The 15452-nt window shown below is 31.6% G+C and carries 15 protein-coding genes; 4 read left to right on the top strand and 11 right to left on the bottom strand.

Annotated features, from left to right (window positions below):
• The first annotated feature begins 33 nt into the window (after positions 1-33).
• Entirely contained in the window at positions 34-978 is a 945-nt protein-coding gene (gene waaF / locus KAR88_RS05330; RefSeq protein ID WP_052779190.1) for a lipopolysaccharide heptosyltransferase II, read from the top strand.
• Here waaF and KAR88_RS05325 read toward each other — a convergent pair.
• From KAR88_RS05325 to KAR88_RS05305, 5 genes are read right to left on the bottom strand one after another with little or no spacing between them, the layout of a single operon-like run.
• Positions 961-2415, bottom strand: coding sequence for a hypothetical protein (locus tag KAR88_RS05325; RefSeq protein ID WP_052779191.1), 1455 nt, complete (start codon positions 2413-2415; stop codon positions 961-963). The two genes, waaF and KAR88_RS05325, sit on opposite strands and share 18 nt — an antisense overlap.
• Before the next feature lie 11 nt (positions 2416-2426).
• Positions 2427-2987, bottom strand: a complete 561-nt coding sequence (gene gmhA, locus KAR88_RS05320) for a D-sedoheptulose 7-phosphate isomerase (RefSeq protein ID WP_002780618.1) — start codon at positions 2985-2987, stop codon at positions 2427-2429.
• Entirely contained in the window at positions 2984-4369 is a 1386-nt protein-coding gene (gene rfaE1, locus KAR88_RS05315) for a D-glycero-beta-D-manno-heptose-7-phosphate kinase (protein ID WP_192801871.1), read from the bottom strand. The genes gmhA and rfaE1 overlap by 4 nt, the downstream gene beginning before the upstream one ends.
• Positions 4362-5315, bottom strand: a complete 954-nt coding sequence (gene rfaD / locus KAR88_RS05310; RefSeq protein ID WP_002796912.1) for an ADP-glyceromanno-heptose 6-epimerase — start codon at positions 5313-5315, stop codon at positions 4362-4364. The genes rfaE1 and rfaD overlap by 8 nt, the downstream gene beginning before the upstream one ends.
• Entirely contained in the window at positions 5312-5875 is a 564-nt protein-coding gene (locus tag KAR88_RS05305) for an HAD family hydrolase (RefSeq protein ID WP_002820231.1), read from the bottom strand. The genes rfaD and KAR88_RS05305 overlap by 4 nt, the downstream gene beginning before the upstream one ends.
• Positions 5876-5951: 76 nt before the next feature.
• On the opposite strand from KAR88_RS05305, the gene KAR88_RS05300 reads away from it, so the two are divergent.
• Positions 5952-6251 (top strand): cytochrome c, encoded by a 300-nt coding sequence (locus KAR88_RS05300; RefSeq protein WP_002777238.1) that lies wholly within the window; start codon positions 5952-5954, stop codon positions 6249-6251.
• Between the two features lie 29 nt (positions 6252-6280).
• On the opposite strand, the gene KAR88_RS05295 is transcribed toward KAR88_RS05300, so the two are convergent.
• Both KAR88_RS05295 and KAR88_RS05290 read right to left on the bottom strand, forming a co-directional pair.
• The gene (locus KAR88_RS05295) at positions 6281-6481 is read right to left on the bottom strand and encodes a cbb3-type cytochrome oxidase assembly protein (protein ID WP_002777240.1); all 201 of its coding nucleotides are present in this window, start codon (positions 6479-6481) and stop codon (positions 6281-6283) included.
• Complete coding sequence (locus KAR88_RS05290; protein ID WP_134162853.1) at positions 6474-8837, bottom strand: heavy metal translocating P-type ATPase; 2364 nt, start codon at positions 8835-8837, stop codon at positions 6474-6476. The genes KAR88_RS05295 and KAR88_RS05290 overlap by 8 nt, the downstream gene beginning before the upstream one ends.
• A gap of 112 nt (positions 8838-8949) precedes the next feature.
• Here KAR88_RS05290 and rho point away from each other — a divergent pair, with 112 nt between their 5' ends.
• Positions 8950-10248, top strand: a complete 1299-nt coding sequence (gene rho, locus KAR88_RS05285; protein ID WP_002780613.1) for a transcription termination factor Rho — start codon at positions 8950-8952, stop codon at positions 10246-10248.
• 2 nt (positions 10249-10250) lie between these two features.
• Positions 10251-11807, top strand: coding sequence for a DNA polymerase III subunit gamma/tau (locus KAR88_RS05280; RefSeq protein ID WP_002787752.1), 1557 nt, complete (start codon positions 10251-10253; stop codon positions 11805-11807).
• Between the two features lie 11 nt (positions 11808-11818).
• On the opposite strand, the gene KAR88_RS05275 is transcribed toward KAR88_RS05280, so the two are convergent.
• From KAR88_RS05275 to KAR88_RS05260, 4 genes are all read right to left on the bottom strand, one after another.
• Positions 11819-13942 carry a cation-translocating P-type ATPase gene (locus KAR88_RS05275; protein WP_058001837.1) on the bottom strand — a complete coding sequence of 708 codons (2124 nt, stop codon included), beginning with the start codon at positions 13940-13942 and terminating at the stop codon, positions 11819-11821.
• A complete protein-coding gene (locus tag KAR88_RS05270) occupies positions 13942-14145 on the bottom strand; it encodes a heavy-metal-associated domain-containing protein (protein ID WP_192801302.1) in 204 nt (67 codons plus the stop codon). Before KAR88_RS05270 ends, KAR88_RS05275 begins: the two co-directional genes overlap by 1 nt.
• Positions 14135-15076 carry a CDF family cation-efflux transporter CzcD gene (czcD, locus tag KAR88_RS05265; protein WP_002783007.1) on the bottom strand — a complete coding sequence of 314 codons (942 nt, stop codon included), beginning with the start codon at positions 15074-15076 and terminating at the stop codon, positions 14135-14137. The genes KAR88_RS05270 and czcD overlap by 11 nt, the downstream gene beginning before the upstream one ends.
• A 74-nt stretch (positions 15077-15150) precedes the next feature.
• Positions 15151-15420: a zf-TFIIB domain-containing protein gene (locus KAR88_RS05260; protein ID WP_002777256.1), complete on the bottom strand. Its 270-nt coding sequence runs from the start codon at positions 15418-15420 to the stop codon at positions 15151-15153.
• Between the last annotated feature and the right edge of the window lie 32 nt (positions 15421-15452).

Genomic DNA, 15452 nt, shown 5'->3' with positions numbered 1-15452 from the left:
ATAAAAAGAATTTTATCAAAGTTTAGGAAATTTATGAAAATTTTTATACATCTTCCCACTTGGCTAGGCGATGCAGTGATGGCTTCGCCTGCTTTATACGCTATAAAAGAACATTTTAAAAATGCTCAATTTATCCTTTATGGATCTTTGGTTTCCACAGCACTTTTTAAAGAATTTCCTAATTCTAAAATCATCATAGAAAATAAACAATCTCGCTATAAACAAGCCCTATCTTTACGTAAAGAACTTGATAAAATCGATCTTAGCTTCACTTTTAGATCTGCGTTTTCTTCTAAGATTATCTTGCATATTCTTAAAACAAGACAAAGATATTTTTTTGACAAAAATAAGCACAAAGAAGAACATCAAGTTTTAAAATACCTTTATTTTATAGAAAATTCACTAGATATCAAAGCTCATTCTAAGGATTTAAAACTCCCTTTTAAATTAAAATTTCAAAATCCTATTGTTTTAAAAAATGGCAAAAAAATCTTAGGTTTAAACCCTGGAGCAAGCTTTGGAAGCGCTAAAAGATGGGATGCGAGTTATTTTGCTAAAGTGGCTTTAAATTTCAGCCAAAGTCATGAAATTTTAATCTTTGGCGCAGGAAAAGCCGAACAAGAACTTTGTAATGAAATTTATCAAATTTTAAAAGAACAAAACATAAAAGTGAAAAATCTTTGCAACAAAACTACCATCAAAACCCTTTGTCAAAATATCGCTTTTTGCGATCTTTTCATCACAAATGACAGTGGCCCTATGCACATAAGTGCGGTTTATAAGGTAAAAACCGTGGCTATTTTTGGCCCTACGAAATTTACTCAAACTTCACCTTGGCAAAATGAAAACGCAAAATTAGTACACTTAGATCTAGCTTGTATGCCTTGTATGCAAAAAATCTGCCCTTTAAAACACCACAAATGCATGAAAGATTTAAAGCCTGAAATGGTTTTAGAAAAATTAAAATTTGATACTTAATAAATACTTAAAAATACTTGAAAAAAAATCTTTATTATCAAATGCTCTAGAATTTTTCAAAAAAGTATATTTATTTATAATTAATTCCAAATCACTATACTGAGGTGTAAATCCATTTTTGATTTTTTCAATGGCATATCTCAATCCTTCTCTATCTTTAATTACAAAAGAATCCTGTAGCAACTCGACAAAACTCAAAGATTTACCAAAAACTAAAATAGGTTTTTTATAGGCAATCCCTTCTATTAAAGAAGATCCGCATATCGAAGCAATAGCTTGGGATTTTTCAATCAATTCTTTTGAAGAAATATTTATATCCACAAATTCTACATTGGGTAAATCTTTAATTTGAGAATAAAAAGAAAAATCTCTATAATAATTAATATTTTTTAGATAAAATCTGTGTCTTTCATAAATAAAAAATTGGTGCGGATGCTCTTTAACCAATAACTTCCAATCCTTAGGCAACACGCTAGATATCCACTGTATAATAAAAATTTGTGAAGTTAAAATACTTCTAGCCATTATAGATGCCTCTGGATCCAAATGTAAAGGATAATAGATATATTTCTCACCACTTAAATTAAACTTTCTAGAAATATTACAATACACCTTTCTCAATAAGTCTATAAAAGATGATTGTTTTAAAATCTCTCTTTTACTTAGATGCATAAAACTATCTTTTTTATTTTCTATATTGTATTTAATCATAGAAGTGCTTAAGTAATATAACCATGTACTAAATAATGTTTTAATCCTTGTATTAAAATAATATTTTATTGGACTCTTAAAAATAATTTTAGAAGAAGAACTCTTATTATGAGTATGTTTAAGTAAATGTATGTACTTTTCTATACTCACTTTATCTTCATCTCGTTTTATATTTTCAATATTCGATAAATCAATAAAATTTAAACTATTGTAATGTACTATATGTTTTATATCAATATCCTCATTTCCATTATCACTACTAATACTTACTCCAGCCGAATAAGAAATAATAAATATAGGAATATTTAAATTTTTAGCAATATCTATAAGTATGCTATCCCAAAAAGCTCCATGTTCAACAGTACCTAAAAAAACCATGTCAATAGACTTTTTACTAAAAAAATCAAGCCAATATGCCAAAGCCATGTGATAATAATATTGAATTAGACCATCATTAACTAAAAATCTACGTAAATAATGCTCAACTTTAATCTGGGTCGATCTATATTTTTCAAGCTCTTCATAGCTTAAGTTGTAATTCGAAAAATAAACCGAATTAAATTCTTTATTTTTAACATCTCTAGGAAAAATATTTTCTATAACATTGCCAAATTTTTTCTTGATATTTGAAGTTTGATTTGTAATTATAAGAGAAATATTAATATTTAACCCTAAAATAGTTTCCACCCATTCTCCAGGAGCATCTATTAAAATTATATTCTTCATTTACATCCTTATTAAAAACCCTCATCTATGATCTGACAAAGCGTGTGTATGATTAAGATATGCATTTCTTGAATTCTAGCCGTATCATCACTTGGCACGACAAGATTATGATCGCAAAGCTCATTCATCTTTCCGCCTCCTTTACCGCTAAGCCCCAAGCAAAGCATATTTAACTCTTTAGCCTTTTTAAATGCTTCTAGGACATTAGGACTTTTTCCACTGGTTGAAATGCCTATTAAAATATCATTTTCATTTCCCAAGGCTTCTACTTGTCTTGAAAAAACAAACTCAAAACCATAGTCATTTCCTATAGCACTAAGCGCTGAAGTATCGGTTGTAAGCGCTATACCTGCTAAAGCCTTGCGTTCTTTTTTATAACGCCCACTAAGTTCAGCTGCAAAATGCTGTGCATCAGCTGCACTTCCACCATTTCCGCAAATTAAAATTTTACCACCTTTTTTAAGACATTCACATAAAAGCTCGCCTATTTTAGCGATTTGTCCTTTTAAAATTTCACTTTCTTGAATGATTTTTTGATGTTCTTGCCATTCTTTTTCTACTAAATTTATCATTTTTTATCCTTAATCTTTTCTATAATCTTACTCGTACTAAATCCTTCTTCAAAATCGATTAATTCAACTCTTGAAATCAAATTTGAACCTACAACAAGCTTATCTTTATAATCAGCTCCTTTAACCAAAATATCAGGCTTTAAAAAGCTTATAAGTTCTAAAGGTGTGTCTTCATCAAAAATCACTACAAAATCTACAAAATAAAAAGCTGCCAACATACAAGCTCTTTGAAATTCTGAATTTACAGGACGATCTTCACCCTTAAGCCTTTTTACACTTTTATCAGAGTTTAAACCAACGATTAAAATATCGCCCAATCTTTTTGCTTTTTCAAGATATTTTATATGTCCAAAATGCACGATATCAAAACAACCATTTGTAAAAATGATCTTTTTATCGCTTTGTTCCAAAATCTTTAAAAGCTCTTCTTTGGTTTTGATCTTTTTTTCAAAACCTACGCGTTTAAGACTTTTCATCTCATCAAAGGTCACACTCACGCTGCCTATTTTACTCACTACGATAGCCGCTGCTTCATTTGCGATCTCACAAGCTTTAAAAATTTCCACTCCGCTAGCCAAACAAAAAGCCAAAACAGCGATGACGCTATCGCCTGCTCCGGTTACATCATAAACTTCTAAAGCCTTAGCAGGAGCTATGCGCAAATTCTCATCAAAAAGAGCGATCCCTGCTTCTGAAAGCGTGATGATAGAATAACGCAAACTAAAATCTTCTTTTAATTTTTTAATACCTTTTTCTAAATTTTCACCCTCTAAATTCTCAAATTTCAAAGCTTCTAGAGCTTCTTTTTTATTGGGTGTTAAAAGTGTTGCACCGCTGTATTTGCTAAAATCATTTCCTTTAGGATCGATTAAGATAGGTATATTTAGCTCATTTGCTTTTTGGATAAAAGCTTTGCAGACTTTAGGTGTTAAAACTCCTTTTGCATAATCACTTAAAACCACAGCTTTGAAATTTTTAATTCTTTTATTAAACAATTCTACAAGCTCATCTTCTAGCAAAATCGCACTCGTATCCTCTTCATCAAGTCTTAAAACTTGCTGATTGTGCGCCATAATACGATTTTTAAAAGGGGTTTTGCGTCCTTTTTGGATTAAAAATTCCCCTTTTAAATTTTCTTTTAGAAATTTCCCACTCTTATCATCGCCCACGACACCAAGTGCAAAAACATCTGCTCCTAGACTTTTTAAATTTGCATAAACATTTGCCGCTCCACCTAGTCTTTTATCCTCTTTTAATGTTTTTGCTACTAAAACAGGAGCTTCAGGGCTTATACGCGAACAATCACACCAAGTATAATTATCCACCATAAAATCCCCTATGATAAGAATTTTTGGATTTTGCTCACTTAAAAATTCAAGCATTTACTTCCTTTTCAAAAAGTCTTTTGATTTCTTCTAAATAATCCTCTATACCCTCTTCTAAACTGAATTTTGGCTTATAGTCCCAAGTTTCATCTAATTTTGCTTGAGTATGAAATTGATAAGATTTTGCATAAGGATTAGGGATATACTCGCAAGTTAAATTTGTATGAAGTTCTTTTTGTAAAATATCTACTATATCTTGAAAGCTTCTTGCTACTCCACTTCCTACATTATAAACCCCGCATTTTGATTCAAGAGCGATTAAATTTGCACTGATAACATCTTTAATATAAGTAAAATCTCTAAAAATTTGATCACTTCCTTCAAATAAACGCGGATTTTTTCCTGCTAAAATTTGATGGCCAAATTGCAAAACCATCGAAGCGGTTTTATTTTTATAAAACTCACCCTTACCATAAACATTAAAATACCTAAGTCCTACCAAATGGGCTTTATCGTAGTAATTTTTAGCTAGCTTATCCATCATAAATTTGGAAAATGCGTAAGGATTTTTAGGCTCTTCATCCTTGCCTACGGTTTGTGGGCTTTTTGCATCGCCATAAACAGAAGCTGAACTAGCATAAACAAGCTTTGCGTGAAGTTTTATGCTGAGTTCTATAAAATCTTTAAAAGTATTAAGATTCGTCTGTAAAACCTTAGTTTGATCAAAAACCGTTGTATCTGAAATCGCTGCTTGATGAAAAATCACTTCGGGTTTAAAATCTTCGATTTTTTTTAAAACCTTTTCATCGTTAATATCACCCACAAAAAGCTCACCATTAAAATCAAGTAAATTTTTAAAGTGCCCAAAACTTTGTAAATTTCCATTTTCAAAAGTCGCATAACTACGCATTTTATCGATGATTAAAATTTCATGCTCATCTTGTAAATTTAAGGCAAGTTGTGAACCTATAAAACCTGCGCCTCCTGTGATTGCTATTTTCATCTATCTTCCTTTTTTTTGAAAAAATCTAAAAGTTCGTTTAAATTTTTAAATTGTCTAAAAAAATCGCCTTCTTTTTCTTCTTCATTTACCAAACACAAAGTACCAATTTGTGCATTTTTTCCAGCTTGCATATCGCTAAGATTATCCCCTATAAAAATGGAGTTATCCATATCTATATCAAATTCTTCCCTAGCTTTTAAAAGCATCCCTGCCTTAGGCTTGCGACACTCACAACCCTCCAAATGAGGACAATGATAAATTTTATCAATTTTTATATTCTCTTTCAAGAATTCATTAAGCATAAAATCACAAAGCTTAAAAAAGTCTTCTTGGGTGTAATATCCTCTTGCAATGCCTGATTGGTTTGTGGCTACAAAAAGCAAGTATTTTTGCGCTAAAAAATATCTACAAAGCTCAAAAATTCCATCACAAAACTCAAAATCCTGAATTTTATAGATATATTTTTTATCTATATTTATAATGCCATCCCTATCTAAAAATAACGCTTTTCTTTTCATAGAATATATTATAATATAATTCAAATTAAAGAAAATAAACATTTTGATATTTTTAAGAAAAATGTTAAAGTTAAAAATATATAATTATTATGTATTAAAACTTTTCAAGGAGAATATAATGAAAAAATTATTAGTAGTTTCCGCTTTAGCATGTCTTGGCGTATCAGCTTTCGCCGCAGATGGAGCTACACTTTTTAAAAAATGTGCAGTATGCCACGGCGCAAAAGCAGATAAAGTTTATCTAAATAAAGTTCCAGCATTAAAAAGCATCTCTTCAGCTGAAAGACTTCAATATATGAAAGAATACTCAGAAGGTAAAAGAAATGCTTATGGACAAGGCGCTATCATGAAAATCAACCTTAAAGGTTTAACTGAAGAAGATTTCAAAGCTATCGAAGCTTATATCGAAACTTTATAATTTTAAGGCTTTCAAAATTTAGAAAGCCTTTATTTTCTCTTTTCTAAAGCTTCTTTTTTTCTTTTTTCTAATTCTATAGCATCGCGCAAAGCATCCTCATCATCATTTAGAGTAGTAAATTTATAATCATCATCAAATTGTTTAGTCCTTATCCCCCAAAGCAAGGTAGCCAGTATAATAAAAAAACCCAGTATTGAAACCCCTATCATCATCATGATTACACTATTCATTTTTTATCCTTAAAGCATTTAAAATCACCATTATACTACTAAAAGACATAGAAAGCGCTGCAATTAAAGGATTAATTAAACCTAAAAATGCCAAAGGTATGGTAAAAGCATTGTAAGCTAAAGAAAGGATTAAATTTTGCTTGATAATTTTATAAGTATCCTTAGAAAGCTTAATGGCGTATTTTAAAGAAAGCAAATCATTTTTTAAAAGCAAAATATCACTATTTTCAATCGCCAAATCACTCCCTTCTCGCAAAGATATTGCCACAGCAGCATATTTTAAAGCCAAGGCATCATTGACTCCATCGCCTACAAATAAAACTTTTTTCTTATGACTTAAATTTTCAATTGCTTGCATTTTATCTTGAGGCAAGCAGGAAGCATAAAAAGAAGTAATTCCTAATTCTTTGGCAATTTTTTCAACCGCTCTTTCATTATCTCCACTTAAAATCATCGTATCAATCTTAGCTTGTTTAAGATAAGATATAAGCTCTTTAGCACCTTCTCTTAATACGCTTGAAAATTCAAAATAAGCAAGAATTTCATTATCACGCGCAAAGATAAAATGAGAATTGTTAAATTCTTTTTTACATTTTATCCCATTATCTTCTAAAAATTTCGAACTTCCGCCCAAAAATAAAGTATTATCAAGACAAGCTTTAATGCCCTTTGCTTGAATATTGCTCAAACCCTTAAAATCCAAATTTAAAAGCCTTGCATTTTTATCTTGTAAAAACTGCGCTACACTTTTAGCAATAGGATGATTTGAAAGCGATACAAAGCTATAAAACTCATTTAAATTTAGCCTTTCATCTAAAAAAACTTCAGCTATTTTTAATTGGGTTTGAGTAAGAACTCCTGTTTTATCAAATACTGCTATATCGCATTTTGAAAGTTTTTCAACCACGCTTGAATCCTTAAATAAAATCGCTCTTTTTAAAGCCTGACCCAAAGCGATAAGATTGCTTACTGGAGTAGCTAAAGCTAGAGCACAAGGACAAGCAATGATTAAAACAGAAATCGCATGAACAAGTGAAATTTCAACACTTTCTTGATGATAAAACAGCCAAAAGAAAAAACAAAGCAAGGCAAGAGTTAAAATGGTACGAGAAAAATAAGCAGAAATTTGAGAAACCAAGCTTTCAAGTCTAGCTTTTTTGGTGCTAGCAAATTCCAAAAGCCTTATGATTTGATTTAATTTAGAATCCTTATAAAGCTTATTTGCTTCATATTCTATACTTCCATCTAGCACAATACAAGCTGAATTTACAACACTACCCACGCCCACAAAGCAAGGCTCATTTTCGCCACTTAAAGAAGAAGTATCGATACTTGCTTCACCCTTTTTGCAAATTCCATCTATGAGAATTTTATCCCCACTTTTAAGTAAAATCCTATCTCCGATATTGACCTTTTGAACATCTTTAGGCTCAAAATCTTTGCCATTGAAAACCAAAACTTCATTTTGTAAAAAATCATTTAGGCCATCTACTGTATCCAAAGCGCGTTTTTTGCTAAACATTTCAAGATATTTACCTATAAAAACAAAGCAAATAATCATAGCCACAGAATCAAAATACACCTCGCCTACTCTAAAAAACATCGCCCATAAAGAGTATCCATAAGCCAAACTTGCTCCGCTTATAACCAAGCTATCCATATTTAAACTACGCATTTTTAGAGCTTTAAAAGCACTTTTATAAAAATTTGAACCTGTATAAAAAAGCACAGGAGAGCAAAGGATAAATTCAGCAAAATTTAAAATATCTTTAATATCCCTATCCATACCGCTAAAAAATCCCGCATATTTTGCTACTGCTATCCACATGATATTCATCACACAAGCAATGGCAACTATGAGCTTAGAGTAAAATTCTCGCTTGATCAAATCTGCTTTTTTGGAATTTTTAGATGGATCATAAGCACTGGCTTTATATCCTATACTTTCGATAAGATTTAAAATTTGCGCCAAAGAAACACTTTGTTCATCAAAAACAATGCGTGCTTTATGGGAAAGATGATTGATATCTAACTCCAAAATTCCTTCTTGTTTGGTTAAAACTCTCTCATTAAGCCAAACACAAGCGGAGCATTCTATGCCGTGTATCATGAGATAAATTTCGCTAAAACCCTCTTTGGTTTTGGTGATAAACTCATCATAATTTTTGTTAGAAAATTCCAAGCTAACTGGCTTTAGTGCGTTATTGCCCAATCTTTCGTAAAATTCATCTAAGCCACTTTCATGTAAAATTTCCCAAACACTCAAACAGCCCCTACAGCAAAAAAATTTACCCTTAGCTTCTATCATTTGAGATTTTTGATAATCTAGTCTACAATGTTCACATTTCATAATCATTCTTTAAAAAAATATTTTTTATAATTATAGACAAATTTGACAAAAAGTATATTTTTTTACTAAAATCACGGTTTTAATTTGCTACAAAATTACTGCTTTCTTGCGAGGACTTATGGAAAAAGAAAAAAAACAACATCAAAGAACCCACATTCCAGTGGAGGGTTATAAAATTGAAGACTTAAAACTACTTGACTTAGAAAACCTAGTTAAAATAGCTAATGAATGCGAGATAGAAAATCCTAGAGAATTTCGCCGTCAAGAACTCATTTTTGAAATTTTAAAAGCCCAAACCAAAAAGGGTGGTTTTATCCTTTTTACAGGAATTTTAGAAATTTCTTCAGAAGGTTATGGCTTTTTAAGGGGTATGGATTCAAATTTAAGCGATAGTGTCAATGATGCTTATGTTTCAAACTCACAAATTCGTAAATTTGCTCTACGCGTGGGCGATATAGTAACTGGACAAGTTAGAGAGCCTAAGGATCAGGAAAAATACTATGCTCTTTTGAAAATAGAAGCGATTAATTATTTGCCTTTGCAAGAAGCTAAAGAAAGACCTTTATTTGATAACTTAACTCCTATTTTTCCAACAGAAAAAATCAAACTCGAATACGATGCTATGAAATTAACTGGAAGAATTTTAGATCTTTTTACCCCTATAGGTAAAGGACAACGCGGACTCATCGTAGCACCGCCAAGAACGGGTAAAACAGAACTTATGAAAGAGCTAGCAAGTGCGATTGCTAAAAATCATCCTGAAATGCATTTAATCGTTCTTTTAGTCGATGAAAGACCTGAAGAGGTTACTGATATGCAAAGATGTGTAAAGGGTGAAGTGTTTAGCTCTACTTTTGATTTGCCTGCTTATAATCATGTTCGCGTGGCAGAACTAGTTATCGAAAAAGCAAAAAGAATGGTAGAAACAGGCAAAGATGTTATCATTTTGCTAGATAGTATCACAAGGCTTGCTAGAGCTTATAACACTGCAACTCCAAGCAGTGGAAAGGTACTAAGTGGTGGGGTAGATGCTAATGCACTTCATAAACCTAAACGCTTTTTTGGTGCAGCAAGAAATATAGAAAATGGCGGATCTTTGACCATAGTAGCAACTGCACTTATCGACACAGGTTCAAGAATGGATGATGTGATCTTTGAAGAATTTAAAGGAACGGGTAATAGCGAAATAGTCTTAGATAGAAATATTTCAGATAGAAGAATTTATCCTGCGATTAATATCATCAAATCTGGAACTCGAAAAGAAGAACTTTTACAAGGAGTGGCAGAACTACAAAAAATTTGGGCTATTCGTTCAGCGATTTCTCAAATGGATGATATCGAAGCGCTTAAATTTCTTTATTCAAAAATGTTAAAAACTAAAGACAATGTAGAACTTTTATCTATTATGAATGAGTAGAGATGCTTCAAGCCTTAGCGATTAAATACAGACCTAAAACCTTTGATGAACTCATAGGACAAAAAACAGTCAGTACAAGCTTAAAATATGCATTAAATCACAATCGCCTAGCTCATGCTTATCTCTTTTCAGGCTTACGCGGAAGCGGTAAAACTTCAAGTGCCAGAATTTTTTCTAGAGCTCTAGTTTGTGATAATGGCCCAAGTGATACTCCTTGTGGAACTTGCAAACAATGCCTTGCCGCACTTGAAGGTAAACATATAGACATCATAGAAATGGACGCCGCTAGCAATCGCGGGCTAGAAGACATACAAGCTCTTATTGAACAAACTAAATATACCCCTTCTATGGCAAGATTTAAAATCTTTATCATCGATGAAGTGCATATGCTAACACCTCAAGCTGCTAATGCACTTTTAAAAACACTAGAAGAACCTCCAAGCTATGTGAAATTTATCCTAGCGACCACCGATCCTTTGAAATTGCCCGCTACCGTGCTTTCAAGGACACAACATTTTCGCTTCAAACAAATTCCACAAAATGAAATTTTAAATCATTTAAAAGAAATTTTAAACAAGGAAAATGTCAAATTTGAAGAAGAAGCCTTGAAATTTGTCGCAAGAAGTGGAAATGGCTCTTTAAGAGATACTCTTACCTTGCTTGATCAAGCTATTATCTTTTGCCAAAATGATATAAGCACGAGTAAGATTACTGATATGTTGGGTTTTTTAGATCCTGCTAAAATCAAAGAATTTTACCATGCCATTTTAACCAAAAACAAGGATAGAGTTTTTGATTTTTTAGAAGAGCTTAAAGACTATGAAGCCTCAAGCGTGATCGATGAAATGCTTTTTTATCTAAAAGAAAGTTTTTTTGCAAAAAGCAGTGAATTTTCAACTCTCATTTATGAAAGGTTTTTCCGTATCCTAGCAAGAGCAAAAAATCTCATCTGTGATGATGATGGCTTTACGCTTTGTGTGATGGCTTTTATGATGATGGAAGCAAGTCATTTAAAAGAAATCGATACGCAAATTAATGAAATTCAAAAAAACCTTACAAATACAAATTCTAATCTAGAAAAACAAGAGGTGAAAACCCCTATAGTATTAGAGATTCAAAAATCTTCAACGATTAAAAATGCATACGAAATTTTACTTGAAAAAATCTACGATAGAGATTATGAACTTGGAGAATGCTTTAAACAAAGCACTCAATTTATAAGTTATGAAAATGAAATTTTAACTATTAGTTCAAATGCGCAAGGAAGTAACCGCGATAAGCTTAATAAGGGCTTTAAACTCATTCAAGAACTTTTTAGAAATCATTTTGGCTCTAATGCTAAAATTGTCGTGCAAAAAGCAATCATTATAGATGAGAGCAAATTACAATCCCTAACCCAAGAACTGCCTCAACAAAATAATGAAGCACAAGCTCCTAAAAAAATAGATCTTCACTCTTCTTTTAATGAGCTAAAACAAGGAGCAAAGAAATTTGATCCTCAAGAGGATACAAAAGAAGCTTTAAGAGAATATTTTGGCGAACCCAAAATAGAAAACTAAGTCTCTAAAGCTTAGACTTTTCTAAGTCTTAGAGAATTAAGCACTACACAAAGTGAGCTAAAACACATTGCAAGTGCTGCTAAATGAGGACTTAAAGTGATGAAAGGCACAAAGCCTGCGGCTATGGGAATACAAAGAATATTATAAAAAAACGCCCAAAAAAGATTGAGCTTAATAATATTTTTTGTCTTTTTAGCAAGCTTAAAACACCAAGAAATAAGCCTTAAATCATCTTTCATAAGTATAAAATCTCCAGCATTTTTAGCTAAATCACTTCCTTCTTTAAAACTCATACTCACACTTGCTAAATTTAAAGCAGCTGCATCATTAATCCCATCTCCTACAAAAAGTGAATTTTGCTTATGCTCTTTAATGATTTGCAATTTTTCTTCAGGCAACAATCCTGCCTTAAAATCAGCAATACCCAATAAATTTGCGACACTTTGTACGCTTTTTTCATTATCTCCACTTAAAATAATGCTTTGAATTTTTTGCTTTTTAAAATCCTCTATAAGCTCTTTAGCCCCTTCTTTTAAGGTATTTTTTAGAGTAAGCACCCCTAAGCACTCACCATTTTTAGCAAAATACACACAAATTAAAGCTTCTTCTTTTAAACTCTGTAAAAATTCATCTGCCTTTTCTAAATTTTTTACTCCACTCTCTTGCATAAATTTTAAATTTCCTAGCAAGTATTCTTTATTTTCTTCTATGTATTTTACACCCTTGCCTATAAAAATTTCACTACTTCCTTTTAGAATTTGAGCTTTTATCTTAGAAGCTTCAAAGATAGCCTTAGCGATAGGATGAGAACTTGAACTTTCGATTAAGGCTAGCATTTGAAAATCTTTAGCATTTAAATTGTGCCTAAAAAGTTCTAAACTATTTTGCGTTAAGGTGCCTGTTTTATCAAAAAAAGCTGTCTTGATTTTATTTAAATTTTCTAAAGCAGCAGGGTTTTTGATTAGGATAAAATTTTTCATCGCCGCACCTTGAGCGGTGATTAAAGCGATAGGAGTTGCAAGCCCTAAGGCGCAAGGGCAAGAGATTAAAAGGACTGCACAAGCGTGTAAAAAAGCTTCACTTACGCCTACTTTAAAGCTCCAAAATACAAAAACTGCCAAGGCAAAAGCGATTATTGTGATGACAAAATATCTAGAAATTCTATCGACTGAATTTTCCAAAGGAGTTTTGACATTTCCTGCTTTAAAGACAAGATCTTTGATCTGTTCTAAAGTGCTATCCATAGCCTTTTTACTTGCTTTTATATGTAAATTTCCATTTAAAAGTATAGAGCCTGCCTTTATCTCATCATCAACTCTTACACTGCTAGGCAAAAATTCTCCGCTTAAAAAACTCGTATCAATCTCGGCCTTACCTTGGATCACTACCCCATCAACTGCTACGCTTTCACCCTCTCTTACTACTATAATATCTCCATTTTTAACAAAAGCACTTAAAATTTCATTAAGCTCCCCTGCTTCGTTTAAAATTTTAGCCTTTTTTATATCAATTTCATTGAGTCTTTTTTGATAATTCAAAGCCTTAAATTTAGCATTTGTCTCTAAAAATTTACCCAAAAGCACAAAACTTATAATCATGGCCGCACCACTAAAATAAAGGTGCTTTTCATCTTCAAAAAGATTTAAATATATACAAAAAGAGTAAGCAAAGGCACTGATACAGCCTAAAGCGATTAAGGTATTCATATCTAAATTCCAATTTTTTAAACCCTTAATCGCATGAGAAAAAAAAGTCCTACCGCAATAAAAAATCGCAAAAAAGCTTAGAAGCATTTGCATATTTTGACTTAAAAAGCTTGTGTCAAACATTTCAAAATACATGATCAAAGCACTTAAAACTATACTTAAAAGCAAATTTTTACGCAAGGAGATGAGTTCTTTTTTACGGTATTCTTCCAAATTTTGCTCATTTTCTAAAATCTCAAAGCCAAGACTTTGAATTTTTTCAATCACATCTTGACTCCTTGCCTCATCTTCGAGCAAAAACACTCCACTAGAATTCACATAAGAAACGCTTGCATCACTCACTCCTTGTATTTTCTTACAAGCGCGCTCTATGGCATTAGAGCAATTTACGCAAGTCATTTTGCCTATTTTTACACGAAATTCTTGCATTATTCAATCTTTTCTAAAACTTCAAAACCAAGCTCACTGAGTTCTTTTTTAAATTCTTCTTCTCTTGAGCTATCTAAATTCAAACTTAGTGTGCAGGGATTTGCATCAAGATCTATTTTGATCTCTCCAAAAATATCTTCTAAAGAATTTTTAATCAAATTTGCACAATTTTGACAATTGATATTTACGACTTTAAATTTCATTTTTACTCCTTAAAGGTTGAATGGTAATATGCCCTATTTCAAATCGGTGTAACAAATCATGCGACAAATCATAAGATAATTGTTCAAATTCTTTTAAATCATCGATATTAACTCGTAAATGCATAGAAGCTACTAACATTTTATTGGTAATTTGTGTGATATGCAAATCAATCACCTCTTCTACTTTAGAATTTAAAAGCAAAGCTTGTTTTACCTCTTCTATATCCACAGGAGAGGTTTCAAGTAAAACATTTACACTTTGCTTAAGAAGTGTTACAGACCATCTTAAAAGTAAGAGCGATAAAATAATAGCTAAAATCGTATCTATATAAACTATGCCACTAAAATATACAGCAATACCACCTATAATCACCACCAAAGAACCCAACAAATCGCTCATCATATGCAAAAAGGCTGATTTCATATTGACATTTTCTAAATTTGCGCCTCTAAACATCATAAAAGCATTTATAGCATTGACTAAAAAACCTAAAACAGCTACTATAATCATAGTTTTAGCATCAATACTGCTTGGATTTATAAGTTTTTCTATGGCTTCATAGATAATAAAAATCGCAGATAAAATGATGGTTAAAGCATTGATAAATGCGACCAAAATTTCTAAGCGAAAATAACCAAAAGTCTTTTGATGATCCTGCCATTTTTCTATAGCGATAATAGCTAAAAAACTAAGTGTTAGAGCAAAAACATCTGAAAACATATGCAAAGTATCACTTAAAAGCGCAAGAGAATTAGAAAGTAAAGAGTATATAAATTGAACCAGCATCATTGAAAAAGTCATCAAAAGAGAAATTTTCAATATTTTTTTATCCACACTCCTTGCATCAGCATGATGATGTTCATGAGAGTGATCTTCGTGGTTATGTTTAGATTTATTCGCTAAGGGTTCGTGTAGTAAAAATTCATACATTTTATATCCTTTTTGCTTGATATTTTAAGATATTAAACTAAAAAGGATATAAAGATTTATATTTTTCATAAAAATTAAAAATCAAAAAGTTCGCCTAGCCAGCTTTCTCTTTTTTTCTTTTTGTAATAATGATCGTGGCTTTGGTGACTATAAGAATGATCATTATATCTAGGCTCTTGTCTTGGAGCTTGGTTAAAACTTGCCGTATTAGGAGTGCTGCGTTCTATGATTTTATCAAGTTCTCCACGATCAAGCCAAACACCACGACACTTTGGACAATAATCAATCTCAACTCCGCTTCTATCGCTCATTACCAAATCAACATTACAAACAGGACACAACATGTATTTTTCCTTTTTTATAAAATTTTCAAAAT

The organism is Campylobacter sp. JH23, assembly GCF_017846595.1.
Taxonomy (GTDB): Bacteria; Campylobacterota; Campylobacteria; order Campylobacterales; family Campylobacteraceae; genus Campylobacter_D; species Campylobacter_D coli.
This window is presented reverse-complemented; position numbering and strand designations above follow the sequence as displayed.